The sequence below is a fragment of the Rhodococcus sp. KBS0724 genome (assembly GCF_005938745.2).
In the GTDB taxonomy this organism is placed as follows: domain Bacteria; phylum Actinomycetota; class Actinomycetes; order Mycobacteriales; family Mycobacteriaceae; genus Rhodococcus_F.
Window position 1 is genome coordinate 2,817,750 of sequence record NZ_VCBX02000001.1, and the last position, 17,363, is coordinate 2,835,112.

The window sequence follows — 17,363 nt, forward strand, 5'->3', positions numbered from 1 at the left end:
ATCAGATGCGTCCTGCGCCGATAACACTGCGCAAGGTCATGTCGAGTTGTTCGTACGCGCCCGATGCCAGGCTCTCGAGCAGCGCAAGTTTGAGCTCCGGTGCCGCAGAGGTCAGTTCGTTGTACCGCGCAGTCGTGAGGACAGCCACAACCACAGTGGTGTCGGCCCGGACGTCGTTGAGGAACCGGGAGTTCAGGAACATCGTCATCTCGCCGAACGTCATTCCGGCGGACAACGTCGCGATCCGGTGCGTGAGGCCTTGAACGTCGGTGAACGTCGTGCTGACCTGTCCTTGCAGAATCAAATAGAACCCTGACGCCGCATCACCGCGGCGGGCGATAGTTTCGCCCCTGGCATACGTTCGGCTCTCGAGCTGAGACACGAAGGCAGACACCTGTTTCGGTGACAACGCGTCGAGGACGGGGTGATCCTCGATCGACATGCTCGCCGGCTGACGCTGCTGTGAGCAGTGGAGCGTCAGGAGAGCGTCCTCGCACCACGCCATCGCCGCGTCGAGGTCGGCAAAAACCCGTCCGCCGCGTTGCGCGGGATTGATGCTCGAACTTGCCTGTCCGAGAAGCCCGCTCGGATCCACCAATGCCACGGCGCAACCCTTGTCGGCCAGTTGGGTCCGCAGAGCCGTGATCATGCGAATCGCCACGTCGCTGGCGTCGTCGACCCGTCGTACGTCGATCACGACCACTTCGAGTCCTTCGTCCACCGAACCGATCTCGCGAACGGCGGACTCCGCGCCGGTGAACAGGAGATCGCCGTGCAGTTCGTAGATCCGGCTCCGCTTGCCGACGTCTTCGAGAACAGCCTGTTCGGTGGGTGTCCGCCGCACCCGCGACGGAGCTTCGGTCACGGTGTACCGCGCGCGAATCGAGGACCTCGACGCCCGCGTCACATGGAGGAAGTGAAGTTCCAACTCCTTGGACAGCGCCTTTGCCGCGGCCACACCACGAACGCTGTTTCCGTGAGCATCGAGTCTGGGGGAGTAGACGGCGATCCCGATCTGCCCGGGAAGAACTGCCATGACGCCGCCGCCGACGCCACTCTTGGCGGGTAACCCCACTTCGACCAGCCACTTCCCGGCGCCGTCGTACATTCCACACGTCGACATGACACTGAGGACCTGTTCGACGCCGACGGCGGTGAGCGCGCGCTCACGGGTCAGCGGATTGACACCGTTGTTTGCCATTGTTGCGGCCATCAGGCTCAAGTCGCGACAGGTCACGTCGATGGAGCACTGACGAAAGTACAGGTCGACGGCGTCGTTGGGGTCGCCGGAGATCACGTCGAACGAGCGCAGCATGTGTCCGATAGCGCGATTGCGATGTCCGGTGCGCGCTTCGGAGTCGTAGACGGCTTCGTTGAACGACAACTGCCGGCCCGCGTAGCGCGAATACGCTGCGCGAATGCGTTCGAAGCGGGTTGCCTGATCTGCGCCTGTCACCAATGAGGCCGCGGTGATAGCGCCCGCGTTGATCATCGGATTCCGCGGGCGTTCGGTCAGGGGATCGAGACTGATTTCGTTGAACGGCTCACCGGATGGTTCGACGTCGATCTTCTCGGCAACCGCGTCGGCGCCGCGATCGGCGAGAGCCAGCGCGTAGGTAAAGGGCTTGGAGATCGACTGGATCGTGAACGGTTGCCGGGAATCGCCGATTTCGTAGACGTATCCGTCGATAGTGGCGAGACAGATCCCGAACGAATCGGGGGCGACTGCGGCGAGTTCGGGAATGTAGTCCGCGACTTCTCCGGCATCAAGTGATCGGACTTCGTCGAAGACTCGGGCGATCAGGTCGTCTACCACGTTTCCCATAGGAAGACTGTAAGCCGACGGGTTCGACAATTTGTGGTTGCAGAGCGGGCGAAGACAAGATCTGTCATCCGTTTTGTCTGTGATTGCGATCACGAACGGTCGGCCGGCAGTGCTGTTACCCGAAGTCACAGGTGAATACCGCCGAGTCCGCGTGTCGGTTCGCTACAACGCTCCGTAGACTGACAGAACTGTCGCACAGACAGCCGCGGCGCGCACCGGTGCAGCTGTGAAGCACGGAAGGAGCGATCTCGTTGGGTGTTCTTGCCCGCATTCAGGGTCCTGACGATCTGCGTCAGTTGAGCCACGCCGAGGTTTCGGAGTTGGCTGACGAGATTCGTGAGTTCCTGGTGCAGAAGGTCGCTGCTACCGGTGGTCACCTCGGCCCCAATCTCGGAGTTGTCGAACTGACACTCGCCCTGCATCGAATTTTCGATTCTCCGCAGGACGCCATCATCTTCGACACCGGACATCAGGCGTATGTCCACAAGATCCTCACCGGCCGCAAGGATCAGTTCGACACCTTGCGCAAACAAGGCGGTTTGTCGGGGTACCCCTGCCGCGCGGAGAGTGAACACGACTGGGTCGAGTCCTCCCACGCATCAGCCGCACTGTCCTATGCAGACGGTTTGGCCAAGGCGTTTGCGCTGACCGGTCAAGATCGACACGTCGTCGCCGTTGTCGGCGATGGTGCGCTCACCGGCGGAATGTGTTGGGAAGCCCTCAACAACATCGCGGCCGGCAAAGACCGCTCCGTGGTGATCGTCGTCAACGACAACGGTCGCTCGTACGCGCCCACCATCGGCGGACTTGCCGACCACCTCTCCGCGTTGCGGACCGCCCCGAGTTACGAGCGGGCGCTCGACAACGGTCGCAGGATGGTTAAGAAGCTTCCGTGGGTGGGACGCACGGCGTACTCCGTCCTGCACGGAATGAAAGCCGGCCTCAAAGACGCGGTCAGCCCGCAGGTCATGTTCACCGACCTCGGTATCAAGTACCTGGGCCCCGTCGACGGACACGACGAGCCGGCCATGGAATCGGCGTTGCGCCGGGCCAAGGCCTACGGCGGACCGGTGATCGTTCACGCCGTCACCCGCAAGGGCAACGGTTACGCGCATGCCGAGAACGACGTCGCGGATCAGATGCACGCAACCGGGGTTATCGATCCCGTCACCGGTCGGTCGGACAAGACGCCGGCACTCGACTGGACGTCGGTTTTCTCCGCCGAGTTGATCGAGCAGGCTTCGCGGCGCGAGGACATCGTGGCCATCACAGCCGCGATGGCCGGACCCACCGGCCTGGCCGCGTTCGCGGAGAAGTTCCCCGACCGCATGTTCGACGTCGGTATCGCCGAGCAGCATGCAATGACGTCAGCGGCCGGGCTGGCGCTCGGCGGGTTGCACCCGGTGGTCGCAATTTACGCGACGTTCCTCAACCGCGCCTTCGATCAGTTGCTCATGGATGTTGCACTCCTGAAGCAGCCGGTGACGGTCGTTCTCGACCGCGCCGGCGTCACCGGCGTCGACGGCGCGAGCCACAACGGTGTCTGGGACCTGTCCCTGCTCGGCATCATTCCCGGAATTCGTGTTGCGGCCCCACGCGACGCTGTCACGCTCCGTGAAGAATTGGACGAGGCCCTCAAGGTCGACGACGGTCCGACCGTCGTCCGGTTCCCGAAGGGTGCTGTCCCCGAGGGGATTCCGGCGATCAAGCGGCTCGACGGAATTGACGTGCTTCGCGAATCCGAGGGCGATCGCGGCGATGTGCTGCTCGTTGCTGTCGGTCCATTTGCCTCGTTGGCACTCGCGATCGCCGAACGCCTCGACAAGCAGGGCATTGCAGTGACCGTCGTCGATCCGCGCTGGGTTCTGCCAGTCTCGGACGCGCTGGTCAAGATTGCCGACAAGTTCGCGCTTGTTGTCACTCTCGAAGACGGCGGGGTGCACGGTGGTATCGGTTCGACGGTCTCCGCAGCGTTGCGGGCTGCCGGTGTTCACACCGCGTGCCGCGACATGGGTGTGCCGCAGCAGTTCCTGGACCACGCCTCCCGTGAAGCCATCCACCAGGAATTGGGCCTCACGGCGCAGGATCTGTCGCTGAAAATTACCGGTTGGGTGGCCAGTATGGGTGGCTCGGCCGTTCATGTTCAAGGCGATGCGCCCGCGCGTGGCGACGCCCCCGCCCAGGGCTGAGTAGAAACGTCAAACGGTATCGGCACTGCTGAGAATCGCTTCTCAGCAGTGCCGATACGTTTATGGCGGGTACGTTTAAGGCGGGGGCGTGGCGTGCGGTAGCTATTGCACCGATTCGAGTGTGCTGCCCCGCGTTTCCTTCACGAATCTCAGCACCACGAACAGCGACAGTAGTGCCATCACCGCGTAGCCGCCGTAGGTGAGCGACAGATTCCAATCGGCCAGCGACGGGAAGGTCCAGGACACCAGGAAGTTCGCGACCCAGTTTGCTGCAGTGGCGAGTCCGACTGCGGTGGCACGTACGCGGTTGGGGAACATCTCGGAGATGAGGACCCAGACGACCGGTCCCCACGACAGCGCGAAGAAGAACACGAAGGCGTTTGCACCGATGAGGGCGATGGTGGCGTTGGCGCCGCTCAGTGTCGCGACGGATTCGCCGATCTCGTTCTTGGTCACTGTTGCCGAATGGAAACAGATGGCCGCCGTTCCGAGTGAGATCGCCATACCGGCGGAACCGACCAGCAGCAACGGCTTGCGTCCGACGCGGTCGATGACGGCAATCGCGACGAAGGTGCCGATGATGTTGACCAGTGCACTGACGACGCTGATCAGGAGCGAGCGGTCCGCGCCGAATCCGACGGCCTGCCACAGCGTGCTGGAGTAGTAGAAGATGACGTTGATTCCGACGAACTGCTGAAGCGCGGCCAATGCGATGCCGAGCCAAACCAGGTACGAGACGCCGAGGCGCTTCGAGAAGAGCTCACGCACAGTGGTTTTGGCCTGCTTGAGTTTGAGGGACTCGCGAATCTCGTCCATCCGGCCGGTGACGGCGTCATGGTCGCCGCCTTCGAGGTCGGAGATGATCTTGCGGGCACGGTCGTCCTTGCCCTGAGCGACGAGGAAACGAGGAGATTCCGGGATCGTGGTCGTCATGACGAGGTACAGCAGCGCGGGTACTGCCTCGAGCATCAGCATCCACTGCCAGGCTTCGAGGCCGGCAATCTGATTGCGAGCGCCACCCGCCGCGGCTTGGAGTGCGTAGTTGACCAACTGCGACACCGCAATTCCGAGCACGATGGCCAGCTGATACATCGAACCGAGGCGGCCACGGATAGCGGCCGGTGAGATCTCCGCGATGTATGCCGGTGCGATCACCGACGCAAAACCGACAGCCACACCGCCGACCACACGCCAGAACGTGAGGTCGTAGACGCTGAACGGAACGGCAGAACCGACGGCGCCGACAACAAAGAGCACTGCCGCGATCTGCATGACGCGGATGCGACCGAGCCGGTCGGCGAGTGATCCCGCTATCCACGCGCCCAAGGCTGCACCGAGGAGGGTCAGTGAGACGGTCAGGCCGGTGGCGCCGGCACCGATGTCGTACTTGTCGCGGATCGCTCCGACGGCTCCGTTGATGACAGCTGTGTCGTATCCGAACAGGAACCCGCCGAGCGCGGCGGCGCCGGCAAAGAGAACTGCATGTCCGACGGCAGCGCGTGTAGCGCCGGAACCGCCACTTCCGGTCGTTTCGCTGAATGCCATTCCTGCCCCCTCCGGGCCAAGTGAACTACGCCCCGATGCGTCGTCCGTGTATGAAGCACTCTGGACGCTACGCCCACCGTGGGCGATTTGGCGGCTAGTCGAGTCTTGTTATCCACCTGAGTTGTTCGGGACATTCGTCCAGACGTCGATCACGCGTCAGGTTTATGCGCTCCGTTCGGCCTTTGCCGCGAAGTCCGCAAGGTCTGCGGCCATCATCTTTCGGGTGATCCGAAGTCCGAGGCGTCCGAATACGGCACCGAGGACTTTGGACACGGTGGACTGGGATTCGGAAACGCCGGCGAAGTTCATTTCGAGCAGTGTGCCGCCGGGTACGGGTTTCAGCGTGAACCCGGACGTGTAGTCCATACCGTTCGAGTGTGCCTTCACCACGGTGCGGGTGGGAGCGTCGACCTCTACGACCCACATTTCCTCGGATGCTTCCTTACCCATCAGCTTTCGGGTTTCACGCCACCGGGTGCCAACGGCGTATCCCTCACCGGCGAGCCGTTCGATACGGGTCACGCCGGTGAGGGTGTCGACGGCACCGTCGAGGTCGGTGACGACCTTCCATACGGTGTCGATGGGTGCATGGACGACTCTGGTCACGGATGTCGCTAGTTCAGCCATGCGGAGAGCCTAGGTCGCGGCACCGACAACCGCGCGACTACTTCAGCCGAAGACGGCGCCGGCGATCAGTCGAACTGGCAGCCACTGACCGGTACGCCGTTCAATCGATCCCGGAGGTAGTCGAACGCGTTGTTCGGGCCGAATCCGTCGATGATCTCCGGACCGAAGTGATTGGCAAACGTTGTGCCGGGCGCGATCGGTGGCAGGGTGTTGGTTCGGAACGTGACCGTGGCACCCCGCGAACACCATGTCTCGGCCAGTGTCCGTGCCTGCGCATAGGGAATGGTGTCGTCGTTGATTCCGCTCGTCACGAGAACGGGGGAGGTGGGCGTCAGGTTGCCGATCTGTTGTTCGTCGAGAATGGCTGCGGCTTCGGGGATCTCGTCGAGATGATCGAGGAGTGGTCGGCCGTCGACGGTCAGTGCGTCGGTGCGCATGAAGGGGTGCTTCACGATGATGTCGCCGACACATTCGGTGGACAGTTGATCAAGAAGGGCGCGCCCTTGCGGGGTGATTCGCTGGTCCAACGACGCATTCAGTTCGGGATAACGCGCGAGCAGCCCGTTGATGTTGAATCCGACGACGCCGCCGATCAGGTTGCCGTCGATCTGCCCGAGTACCGATCGCAGATCGGCCGGGGGAGCGCCGGCCCAGGTTCCCGCGAGGTTGAGTTCCGGTGCGTAACTGGGCTGGAGTTCGGCCGCTGCGGCAGCCGCTCCGCCGCCTTGCGAATATCCCCAGAACGCCAGGGGAGTATCGGAGCCGGTTCCACTGAGAATGTTTGCCGCCCGGGCGGCGTCGAGCATTGCGTGCGCTTCTTCGATTCGATTGACGTATGTGTCGACGCCGGGGGTACCCAGACCGATGTAGTCAGTGATAAAAACGCGGGCCCCCAATGCATTCCAGGTTCCGGCGGAGAACAGTTCCTGATTTGCGGACAGCGACAGCGGATCGGTCTGGATCAGCAATGCGTCGGGAAAAGCACGCGACGGCGCGCATTGGTCACCTTGACCCATTGTGCCCGGTCCGATGACAACAGTGGGTCGCTCGCCGGTGCCCTGCCACGGTTTCGACGTGTCGATGTAGGTGCCCGTGACCGCAGTGGGCGTGCCGTCCTGAAGCCGTGAGGTGTACATGACTCGTTGTGCTGCGGCCGGCCACGGACCGTTGTACTCGGGCAGTGATGCTCGGAGCGTCATCGGCTCGGTGCGAATGACGCTGCCGGGAAGGGTCGAGAAATCTTCGGGCGGTTGATAGAACTCGGGGATCGCCGGAGCGGCTGCGGCAGGGCTGATCGCCGTGACGGCACAGAGTGATGTTGCAACGACGGACATGCCGACCAGTGCGGCAACCCGCAACCGTCGAGTGGACGTGCGCCGAAACGCTGCGGACAAATTGTTCATGAATGCCTCTCGATGCGTGGCGAAAACAGCGCGCGCGTTGCTGCGGTCGACCTGAAGAAGTGTGAAATACGGTCCTCGACAGAGTCCCGCTTGCCGTGTCGGAGCGCCGTACGCATAGTGCGGCAATCGATCTCGGCGGTGCTCGGAAGTGTGGTGCGGAGCTCACCCCTATGAGCTACCGGCGAGTAACAACATAGCCCATAATTTCGTGAACTGGGTCACGAAAGTGTGATTTCGCCCAGAAATCTTCCCGAACGGTTCGTAAATCGTCGTGACCTGCGGGCTTGTCGCAATACAGGTTTGGGTGAATCGGGTGCTGATAGGCGATAATTTCCCGGTGCGGTCGCAGCAGAAGATCCTGAACGCCACGCTTCGACTGATCGAGGGTGGCGGGTTCGAGGCCGTCAACATGGCTGCGATTGCTCACGAAGCCGGTGTGTCGCGCCAAACCGTCTACTCCAATTTCGGGTCCCGCGAAGAAGTGGTGTCCAGGGCGATGTCCGATCTCACGGTCGAGATGTTGAGTGGCATCAAAGCGCGACTGGATGCGGTGGAAAGCGCCTGCGAGTACGTCGTCGAGTTCATCGTGGCCTCGCGGGCGGAGGTGCGGGCTCATCCAGTACTGACGACATTGTTGCTGGCCGAACGGGGTGATCCGGTGTTCTCGGCCGAGATGATGGATCGGGCTAAACCTGTTGCGCACGAGTTTCTTTCACCCATCGTGGAGCGAGGGCTCGCAACGGAGGAGGAGTTGGACGGCGTTATCGAAATTTCCGTCCGCCTGGGGTTATCGGTCATCGCGTTCGACAGTAAGTCCATTCACTCCGACGACGATCTGCGAACTTTTCTCACTCGGTGGCTGCAGCCCGCAATGGGTTCCACTGCCTGAGTTGTAGCTTTCTCTTCAACTATTCTTGACACTTTTCCGGCAAGTGTCTAGTTTTGGACTCGCTCGGTTGTTCTGTCCATACGGAAATAGGCACTGCCCCCTGATTTTCTGGTGCCCCGTGAATTTTCGCCGCCGGCTGATTCGGCGAGTCGCCAAGGGAGCACAGCTATGTCTGCCACAGCTATGTCTGCACTGAAACGGCGAGCCTTTCTGTCCGGGGCTGCCGCGGCCATGGCCGCAGTGGCTGTACCGAGTGTTGCGCGGGCCGGTACCGCTGTCAGAGCGGTGGGAGTGCCGCTCACCCGCGAAGACCACCGCGTTGTGGTGATCGGTTCGGGATTTGGCGGCGGCGTGACCGCGCTGCGGCTGGCCGAGGCCGGAGTTCCGGTTACTGTGCTGGAGAGGGGAATTCGGTGGCCGTCTGGCCCGAATGCCGAGACGTTTCCCCATCCGGCCAATCCTGACAAACGGATCCTGTGGCACCAGTCCAATCCGACGCTTTTCGGGAGACCGGTTGCATTCGAGCCGTACGTCGGGTTGCTCGAGACGGTGTCCGGGGAGAACATGACCTCGATCTGCGCCGCTGGAGTTGGCGGTGGATCGCTGGTGTACCAGGGCATGACACTGCAACCTGCAGAATCCGTCTTCAATGCGCACTTTGCCGAGCAGTTGGACTACGCGACGATGGATCGCGTCCACTATCAGCGCGTTGCATCCATGCTGCAACTCGCAGTAGCGCCGGACGAGTTGGTTGAGAGCCCGAATTACGAGGCTGCCCGTGTATTCGCCCGCAATGCAACGCGTTCCGGACTTCCGGTGTCGAAGATTCCGATGCCGATCGACTGGAACTTTGCGCTGGCCGAACTGCGCGGGGAAATGAAAGCCTCGTACACCAATGGCGATGGCGCACTAGGCGTGAACAACGGCGGCAAGCACTCGGTGGACGTCACCTACATCGCTGCCGCAGAAGCCACAGGATTGGTGAACGTCGAGACGCTGCATCAGGTTACCGATGTCGAACGCGCGGAAGACGGCCGGTGGCGGGTATACGTGAATCGAACCGACACATCCGGGCGGGTACTCGAGAACAAGATCCTGACGACTAAGGCGCTGGTTATGGCCGCAGGTAGCGCCAACACCACAAAGTTGCTTGTGCGGGCCGGTGCGCAGGGGCGGATTCCCGATCTGCCGGACGAGTTGGGCGGTGGCTGGGGCACCAATGCCGACCGCATCTACATCTGGTCCGACCCCACCGAGAATTTCGGTAGCACCCAGGGCGGTCCCGTTGTCTACGGAAGTCGGAACTGGGACGATCCGAACTCCGCGTTCACCGTCATTCAGGCGTCGTTCCCGCCGGTGCCGTTCGATGCGCACAGCACAGTGATGGTCGGATTCGGTGTCAGCAAAGACAGAGGCCGGTTTGTGTACGACTTCGCGCGGGACGAGGCAGTGCTCCGTTGGCCGAAGGCCGGCGACTCTGCGATCCAGCTAGGCCACATCGGGCCGGCGGCCCACAAGATCGCCGGGAACACAGGCATCCTCACCGACACGAATGCGCTGCTGTCGTCGACGTGGCATCCGCTCGGCGGCGCGTGCATGGGAACGGTCTGCGACCTCGAGGGCCGAGTACATGGCCAGCGTGGGCTGTACGTGCTCGACGGTGCCTTGATGCCCGGCACTGCCGCCGCCTGCAATCCGTCGATGACTATCGCGGCCGTCGCTGAGCGGGCCCTCGACTACATCGTGAAAGAGGATGTCGGAACGGTGTTTTGAGTTACTGGCTGGTTTGAGCTGTTGCACTGACGCGAACGGCGCACCCGGAAAAGTTCGGGTGCGCCGTTCGACTTTGTCTATGCGAGAAGATCAGACGCTGGCAACACCAGGCGCGAGGAAGCGCTTGCCGTTGACTGCTTCGGAGGTGCCGGTTCGGTCCAGGTACGGCGTGATTCCGCCGTTCCAGAATCCGAATCCGCCGCCGAGCAGCAGGCAGAGGTCGATGTCCTCGGCTGCCGCTACAACGCCCTCGTCGAGCATGATCTGGATTTCCTCGGCGAATGCACGACGTGTGCGCTCGAGGACCTCTTCCGAGGTGGATGCCTTGTCGCCCTGCGGCCACAGTGCGGCAACCTCGGGATCGACGGCCTGACCGTTCTCGCCCCAGGTCCAGACGCCGGGCTTGCGGGCTTCGACGAGTGCTTCGAGTCCGGGCGAGCTCTTGAACCGGTCCGGGTACGACGCCTGCAGAGTCTCACCGGTGTGCAGTGCCACTGCGGGTCCGACGAGGGCCAGCAAGGTGAACGGCGACATGGGCATACCGAGTTCGGCGATAGCGTTGTCCGCGACGTCGAATGGGGTGCCTTCGTCGACGGCCGACATGACCTCACCCAAGGTGCGGGTGACGAGGCGGTTGAAGACGAAGCCTGCCTTGTCGCCGCACAGGACGGCAGACTTCTTCAGGGACTTCGCGGTGGCGAAAGCCGTTGCGAGCGTAGCGTCGTCGGTCTTGCTGCCCTTGATGATCTCGAGGAGGGGAAGAACGGCAACCGGGTTGAAGAAGTGGAAGCCGACCACGCGCTCGGGATGCTTCAGCTCGGACGCCATCTCCGTGATGGAAAGTGACGAGGTGTTGGTCGCGAGGATCGTCTCGGGAGCGATGAACTGCTCGAGTTCCGCGAAGACCTTCTTCTTGACGTCCATGTTCTCGAAGACGGCTTCGATGACGAAGTCGGTCTTGGCGAACGCGGTCTTGTCGAGCGAGCCGGAAACGAGTGCCTTGAGGCGGTTCGCGGCGTCGGGGGACAGTCTTCCCTTGCCGAGGAGCTTGTCGATCTCGGTGTGGACGTAGCCGACACCCTTGTCGATGCGCTCCTGGTCGATGTCGGTCAGGATGACCGGCACCTTGAGCTGGCGGACGAAGAGCAGCGCGAGCTGGCTGGCCATGAGGCCGGCACCGACGATGCCGACGCCGTTGACCTTGCGGGCCAGCGAGCGGTCGGGCGCTCCGGCGGGTCGCTTGGCGCGCTTGTTCACCAGATCGAAGGCGTACAGGCCGGCGCGGAGTTCGTCGGTCAGGAGGAGATCGGCGAGTGCCTCGTCCTCGGCGGCAAAGCCCTTGTCGAGCGAAGCCGCATCCGTGATGTCGGTGCTGCGAGCCAGTTCGAGCAACTCGACGGCCTTGACGGCGCCGGGTGCGTTGCCCTTGGTCTTGCCGTCGACGATTGCCTTCGCGCGAGCGATCGCGTCATCCCAGCCCTGGCCGCGATCGATCTCGGGGCGAGCGGGGGTCACAGTGCCGGCGAGGACCTGCGACGCCCAGGCGAGTGACTGCTCGATGAAGTCGGCGGAGTCGAGAACGACGTCGACGACGCCGAGTTCGAGTGCCTTCTTGGGGGAGAGCACCTTGTTCTGGTTCAGCGAGTTCTCGATCACCACGGTGACGGCGTTGGACGGGCCGACCAGGTTGGGGAGCAACTGCGTTCCGCCCCAACCTGGGACCAGACCGAGGAATGCTTCCGGCAGGCCGAGTGCACCGGCGTTGGCGGCAACGGTGCGGTAATGGCTGTGGAGGCCGACCTCGAGGCCGCCGCCCAGGGCGACGCCGTTGATGAAGGCGAACGTGGGAACGGAGGACTCACGCAGGCGTCGGAACACCTTGTGGCCCAAGCGGCCCAGCTCGAGTCCCTGCTCACGTGAGGTGATAGCGGGAACACCCTTGAGGTCCGCGCCGGCGGCGAAGATGAAGGGCTTGCCGGTGACGGCGATGGCAACCGGGTTGGCGGCAAAGGCTTCGTCGAGGGCAGCGTCGAATGCTGCGAGCCCGCCGGGGCCGAATGACGACGGCTTGGTGTGGTCGAAGCCGTTGTCGAGGGTGATCAGTGCAAACGGGCCCTCGATGCCGGGAACCGAGATGATCTTGGTGTAGGCGTTCGTCACGACCTCGTCGGCGAATGCTGTTGCAATATCAGACATCACTAGACTCCAGCTTCGTAATCAGCGTGGTTCGGGTTTTCCCAGATGACGGTGCCACCCATGCCGAGGCCGATGCACATGGTGGTCAAGCCGTAGCGCACGTCGGGACGTGTCGCGAACTGGCGGGAGAGCTGCGTCATCAGGCGCACACCCGAGGAAGCGAGGGGGTGGCCGCACGCGATGGCGCCGCCCCACTGGTTGACGCGTGGGTCGTCGTCGGCGATTCCGTAGTGCTCGAGGAATGCGAGGACCTGAACGGCGAAGGCTTCGTTGATCTCGAAGAGTCCGATGTCCTCGATCTTCAGGCCGGTGCGGGCGAGGAGCTTCTCGGTGGCGGGAACCGGTCCGATGCCCATGACGGCGGGGTCGACGCCCTGGTAGGCAAAGCCGACCATGCGCATGCCGACGGGCAGGCCGAGTTCGGCTGCGGTGTCTTCGCCGGCGAGCAGGGCGGCGGTGGCGCCGTCGTTGAGTCCGGCGGCGTTACCGGCGGTGATGCGTCCGGCCGGGCGGAACGGCGTCTTGAGCTTCGCGAGGTCTTCGACGGTGGTTCCGGGGCGCGGCGGCTCGTCCTCGGTGGCGAGGCCCCAACCGGCTGAGCTGCGGGTCGCGACGGGAACCAGGGTGTCGGCGATGAAGCCGGCCTTCTTGGCGGCGTCGTACTTGTTCTGGCTGTTCACGGCGTACGCGTCCGTGCGGTCCTTCGTGATGGTCGGGAACCGGTCGTGCAGGTTCTCGGCGGTGTTGCCCATCACGAGTGCGCTCGGGTCGACCAGGCGGTCGGCGAGGAAGCGCGGGTTGGGGTCTGCGCCCTCACCCATCGGGTGGTGACCCATGTGCTCGACGCCGCCGGCGACAACAACGTCGTACTGGCCGAAGCCGATGCCAGACGCGGTGGTGGTGACGGCGGTCATCGCGCCGGCGCACATGCGGTCGATGGCAAATCCGGGGACGGTCTCGGGCAGGCCGGCGAGGATCGCGGCGGTGCGGCCGATGGTCAGTCCCTGGTCACCGGTCTGAGTGGTGGCAGCGATCGCCACTTCGTCGATCCGCGCGGGATCCAGCTGCGGGTTGCGATGAAGCAGTTCGCGGATGGCTTTGACGACGAGGTCGTCTGCACGCGTTTCGGCGTACATGCCCTTGGGGCCTGCTTTGCCGAACGGGGTGCGAATGCCGTCGACAAAGACGACGTTGCGTTGGTTGTGTGTGGATGGAGCCACGCGAATTCCTCCTGATGGAGATGCCCACCACGCACTGGGCGGATGGGACTTACGGTTCGGCAATCACGGCCAAGCGTCCGGCCTTGTAACAAGCGTACTACTGCCCATTACTCACCGGTAACTTAACGGGTCGAATTGCTCCACCCACACCCGCGGTCGCGTCAGGATTCTCCGGTCGCCGCTGCTTCCTCTTCGGCCGGGGCAGCGTCGTTCTCCGCCGGAACCACCGAGTTCAGCGCCTCGGCGAGGACTGGGACAGTGAGTTTCCGCTGCCACGCGCGAGCGCCGCCGGACGTGAGCTTCGTCTCGATCGCGTCGGTGACGACGGTGATGTCGGATGCCGGCTCGATCGTCCAGTCCCAGCACAGGCGACGGACCAGATCGGGTTGCAGCAGATTCTCGACGGGGACCGACACCTCGGAACTGAGATCCGACAGCGCGGCGCGGGCCGCAGTCAGACGATCGGCGGCCGCCGGATCTTGACGTGCCCAGCGCCCGGGAGCGGGCGGGCCGATGTTCGGCGGAGTCTTCGGCGGAAGCTCGCTGTCCGGCAGGGCACGAGCCGATTCCAGCGCCGACATCCAGATCCGTGAATAGCGTCGTTGTCTCGGTCCGCCGAACACGGGCAGCGACCGCAGTGCGTCCATCGACCGGGGATCCTTGAGAGCTGCGTCGATGATCGCCGAATCCGGCAGCACTCGGCTGGGCGAGACGTCGCGCTTACGTGCGAGATCTTCACGCGCTTGCCACAGTGCCCGCACCGCGGCCAATTGGCGAGTGGTCTTCAGGGACGTGATGTGCGACGTGCGGCGCCAACGATCCGGCTTCGGCTTCGGGGGGCCGGCAAGTCGAATGTGCTCGAATTCTTCTTTCGCCCAATCCAATTTGCCTTGCGCACGCAGTTCGGCCTCCATGGCGTCGCGCAATTCCAGAAGCACTTCGACGTCGAGGGCAGCATAGTTCAGCCAGGGTGCCGGCAGTGGCCGCGTCGACCAGTCGGCAGCGCCGTGGCCCTTGCGAAGTTCGACATGCAACGTGCGTTCCACGATTGCGGCCAGACCGACTCGTTCGAATCCGGCCAGTCGGCCGGCCAACTCCGTGTCGAAAAGTACAGCCGGATACAACCCCAGCTCGGCAAGTCCCGGCAGATCCTGATCCGCCGAATGCAGAACCCACTCCAGCGGGTTGATCGCCTCGGCCAGCGGTGCCATGTCCGCAGCGGTGGGGATCGGATCGATCAGAAACGATCCGGCGCCCTCGCGTCGGAGCTGAATCAGATACGCGCGGGCTGAGTACCGGAACCCCGACGCACGCTCGGCGTCAACAGCCAAAGGCCCCGTGCCCGCCGTCAATTGAGCGGCAGCCTTCGCGACTCCGTCGGCAGTGGTGATGACATCCGGGACACCGTCACGCGGTACGAGGAGTGGTTCGACATCGGACGTGGGCTCGGTTGCATCATCGGTGACTTCGGACATGATCGATAACTCTACGTCGCAGGAGGCGTCGTAGTTGCGCAACCTTCCCCGTTACTTTCCTCGTCGCCTTTCTCGGCCGCTCCCAGGAGTTCGTCGAGTGCCAGGGCGAATCCTTGCGCAAGTTCGTGCAATTGGGGTGCCAAGTCCGTACAACTGACGATTCCCACATCTACCTTGCCGTCGAGCGACATCACCGTCACATTGAGTCCGGCGCCGTGAAAGATAGGTCCCAGCGGGAACATTCCCGTTATGCGTGCACCCAGGAAGTACAGCGGAACCGGGGGACCGGGAACGTTCGACACGACAAGATTCGACACAACAGGGTGGCGTTCCGCCAGCTTGAGTGAGGAGTAGACGCGCATTGCGGCGCCGAACACTGCGGGCGACGCAAATTGTGACCAGTCTTGAAGCATATTTGCGCCCAGCGCCTCGTTGTGGTTTTTCGAGGTCGCGTTGTATTCGCTGATCGCCAGCAAACGGGCTAGCGGGTCGGCGATCTGGGTGCCTAGTTGCGTGAACATGCCGGAGATCTGGTTTGTGCCTGCCCGGTCGGATTTCCCGTGAACAGACACGGGAACCATTGCGACCAACGAATCGGCGGGAAGTTCGCCCCGCTCGTCGAGGTAGTTACGCAACGCTCCGGCACACAGCGCAAGGACGACGTCGTTGACCTTGACGCCGTGCCGGTCCTTCACGGCTTTCACTTTGGCCAGGTCGAGCTGGGTGAAGGCAATATTGCGATGTCCGGTGATGGCGCCGTTGAATGACGTTCGAGGGGCAGTGAACGGCGCGGGCATCGCTGTGCCCTTGCGGGCGCGGGTCACCCATTTGGGCAGCATCGCTATGCCTCCGGGGACGAGGCGGGCCAGCCGTGCAGGCCGGGAAATCACTGCGAGGAGGCCTCCGACGGCGATATCGAGTGTGCCGGCGTCACCGGCGCTCTCGGCTGTGGTGTCTACCAACGCGGGCGATTCCGGTTCGAGACTGCACAGTTGAGCCAGGATGTTGGCACCGGTGATGCCGTCTGCGGCGCTGTGATGGATCTTCGACATGACGGCGATGGTGCCGTCGGCAAGTCCTTCGATGACCCACATCTCCCACAGTGGACGGGAGCGGTCCAGCGGTTGGCTCGCAATGTGTCCCGCAAGTTCTGCCAGTTCGTCGTGGCCACCCGGCGCCGGTACCGATGTGCGATGGCAGTGGCGTTCGATGTCGAAGTCGTGGTCGTCCACCCAGACGGGGTAGTCGAGGTTCAGGCGTGAATCTTTCAGCTTGCGCCGGAAGGTCGGCATCGCTGCCATACGGGAGTCCAACTCGCCAAGAAGGGATCGATAGCGGTATCCGCCGGGGATCGTCGACGGGTCCAGTATGACCAGGCCGCAGACGTGGAGTAGCTGTGTCGACGTTTCCAGGTACAGGAAGGTGGCATCAAGTCCGCTGAGACGCTGCATCTGCCAATTTTAGAACGGGTTCTAGTTGGATTTGGGTGGAATCATCAAACCCGCACCAGGGGTCAGTCGTTCTTTCGCGACAATTCCGTTACCCCGGCAGGTGGTAGGCCCGCGGCGTAGGCCAGTACCTCGCAGAAGGCCTCGACGTGATGTCCCAATTCCGTGGACGTGGCAGTCCACGAGGCCCGGAGTTCGAGTTGATGTGCCCGCGGAGGCCCGGCGATGTCGCCGTAGCGGACCGACGTTGTTGCCGTGACCGTGCCGCCGAGCGCAACAAACGGAGCGCCGCCGGCTTCGAGGGCGTCCACCAGCCAACTCCACGCAACTTCGGGCAACAGTGGATCAGCAGCGAGCGATTCGTCGAGATCGGCTTGGATGTAGGCGACCAGACGCATGGTGCCGTTCCAGGCTTCGTCGCCGTCTGGGTCGAACAGCAGGATGAGCCGACCGAACGCGTCGCCTTCCGATTGTTCGGAAACAGTGTCCGATTCCGGATGGAGCACCTCGGCGCCGATCGCGTGGCTGTATGGGGCAAGTCGTTGTGGCGGGCGAATCGGACCGACTTCGATCTCGGACCGGACCTGTGCTGAGCCCATTGCGGCGATTGCGGCACGAAATTCGGCCGGGTCAGCGGTGGATCCGGAAGTTGTCACAGGTCAGGACGTTAGTCGGGGAAAAGGTCCCTGAGGTGGAGGCGCGCCGATCAACTGTGACGCGGCCCGCAGAGTTAAGTGTGAGCACCGTCACGAAATGTGACGTGGACGTTTCTG

12 protein-coding genes are annotated in these 17,363 nt (G+C 63.1%); 3 read left to right on the forward strand and 9 right to left on the reverse strand.

Annotation, left to right across the window (positions count from 1 at the left end; translation table 11 throughout):
- Position 1: 1 nt before the first annotated feature.
- Positions 2–1,825, reverse strand: coding sequence for a glutaminase A (gene glsA / locus FFI94_RS12950; protein WP_138868218.1), 1,824 nt, complete (start codon positions 1,823–1,825; stop codon positions 2–4).
- Positions 1,826–2,076: 251 nt separating this feature from the next.
- Here glsA and dxs point away from each other — a divergent pair, with 251 nt between their 5' ends.
- Positions 2,077–4,014 (forward strand): 1-deoxy-D-xylulose-5-phosphate synthase, encoded by a 1,938-nt coding sequence (gene dxs, locus FFI94_RS12955; RefSeq protein WP_138868219.1) that lies wholly within the window; start codon positions 2,077–2,079, stop codon positions 4,012–4,014.
- Positions 4,015–4,116: 102 nt separating this feature from the next.
- On the opposite strand, the gene FFI94_RS12960 is transcribed toward dxs, so the two are convergent.
- The 3 genes from FFI94_RS12960 to FFI94_RS12970 form a co-directional block, all read right to left on the reverse strand.
- On the reverse strand, positions 4,117–5,559 hold the full coding sequence (locus tag FFI94_RS12960) for a sugar porter family MFS transporter (RefSeq protein ID WP_138868220.1): 1,443 nt from the start codon (positions 5,557–5,559) through the stop codon (positions 4,117–4,119).
- 162 nt (positions 5,560–5,721) lie between these two features.
- Positions 5,722–6,186 carry an SRPBCC family protein gene (locus tag FFI94_RS12965; protein ID WP_138868221.1) on the reverse strand — a complete coding sequence of 155 codons (465 nt, stop codon included), beginning with the start codon at positions 6,184–6,186 and terminating at the stop codon, positions 5,722–5,724.
- A gap of 65 nt (positions 6,187–6,251) precedes the next feature.
- A complete protein-coding gene (locus FFI94_RS12970) occupies positions 6,252–7,589 on the reverse strand; it encodes a lipase family protein (RefSeq protein WP_260684061.1) in 1,338 nt (445 codons plus the stop codon).
- 337 nt (positions 7,590–7,926) lie between these two features.
- Between FFI94_RS12970 and FFI94_RS12975 the strand changes: the two genes are divergently transcribed.
- Together FFI94_RS12975 and FFI94_RS12980 are read left to right on the forward strand one after the other, a co-directional pair.
- Positions 7,927–8,478, forward strand: coding sequence for a TetR/AcrR family transcriptional regulator (locus FFI94_RS12975; protein ID WP_138868222.1), 552 nt, complete (start codon positions 7,927–7,929; stop codon positions 8,476–8,478).
- 183 nt (positions 8,479–8,661) lie between these two features.
- The gene (locus tag FFI94_RS12980) at positions 8,662–10,251 is read left to right on the forward strand and encodes a GMC oxidoreductase (protein WP_138873159.1); all 1,590 of its coding nucleotides are present in this window, start codon (positions 8,662–8,664) and stop codon (positions 10,249–10,251) included.
- Between the two features lie 90 nt (positions 10,252–10,341).
- Here the strand turns inward: FFI94_RS12980 and FFI94_RS12985 are convergent, their stop codons facing one another.
- The 5 genes from FFI94_RS12985 to FFI94_RS13005 all read right to left on the reverse strand — a co-directional run bounded on the left by FFI94_RS12985 (position 10,342) and on the right by FFI94_RS13005 (position 17,246).
- Positions 10,342–12,447, reverse strand: a complete 2,106-nt coding sequence (locus tag FFI94_RS12985) for a 3-hydroxyacyl-CoA dehydrogenase NAD-binding domain-containing protein (RefSeq protein ID WP_138868223.1) — start codon at positions 12,445–12,447, stop codon at positions 10,342–10,344.
- A 2-nt stretch (positions 12,448–12,449) separates the two neighbouring features.
- The gene (locus tag FFI94_RS12990) at positions 12,450–13,667 is read right to left on the reverse strand and encodes a thiolase family protein (RefSeq protein ID WP_138868224.1); all 1,218 of its coding nucleotides are present in this window, start codon (positions 13,665–13,667) and stop codon (positions 12,450–12,452) included.
- 161 nt (positions 13,668–13,828) lie between these two features.
- Positions 13,829–15,142 (reverse strand): ribonuclease D, encoded by a 1,314-nt coding sequence (locus FFI94_RS12995; RefSeq protein WP_138868225.1) that lies wholly within the window; start codon positions 15,140–15,142, stop codon positions 13,829–13,831.
- A gap of 11 nt (positions 15,143–15,153) precedes the next feature.
- The gene (locus FFI94_RS13000; protein WP_138868226.1) at positions 15,154–16,593 is read right to left on the reverse strand and encodes a wax ester/triacylglycerol synthase family O-acyltransferase; all 1,440 of its coding nucleotides are present in this window, start codon (positions 16,591–16,593) and stop codon (positions 15,154–15,156) included.
- Positions 16,594–16,655: 62 nt separating this feature from the next.
- Entirely contained in the window at positions 16,656–17,246 is a 591-nt protein-coding gene (locus FFI94_RS13005; RefSeq protein WP_033234757.1) for a DUF3000 domain-containing protein, read from the reverse strand.
- Positions 17,247–17,363: the final 117 nt, after the last annotated feature.

Bases quoted from the DNA above. Each gene is read 5' to 3' on its own strand.
- FFI94_RS12980 (WP_138873159.1), top strand. From the start codon at position 8,662: ATGTCTGCACTGAAACGGCGAGCCTTTCTGTCCGGGGCTGCCGCGGCC.
- FFI94_RS12995 (WP_138868225.1), bottom strand. From the start codon at position 15,142: ATGTCCGAAGTCACCGATGATGCAACCGAGCCCACGTCCGATGTCGAA.
- FFI94_RS13000 (WP_138868226.1), bottom strand. From the start codon at position 16,593: ATGCAGCGTCTCAGCGGACTTGATGCCACCTTCCTGTACCTGGAAACG.
- FFI94_RS12965 (WP_138868221.1), bottom strand. From the start codon at position 6,186: ATGGCTGAACTAGCGACATCCGTGACCAGAGTCGTCCATGCACCCATC.
- FFI94_RS12970 (WP_260684061.1), bottom strand. From the start codon at position 7,589: ATGAACAATTTGTCCGCAGCGTTTCGGCGCACGTCCACTCGACGGTTG.
- FFI94_RS12960 (WP_138868220.1), bottom strand. From the start codon at position 5,559: ATGGCATTCAGCGAAACGACCGGAAGTGGCGGTTCCGGCGCTACACGC.
- glsA (WP_138868218.1), bottom strand. From the start codon at position 1,825: ATGGGAAACGTGGTAGACGACCTGATCGCCCGAGTCTTCGACGAAGTC.
- FFI94_RS12985 (WP_138868223.1), bottom strand. From the start codon at position 12,447: ATGTCTGATATTGCAACAGCATTCGCCGACGAGGTCGTGACGAACGCC.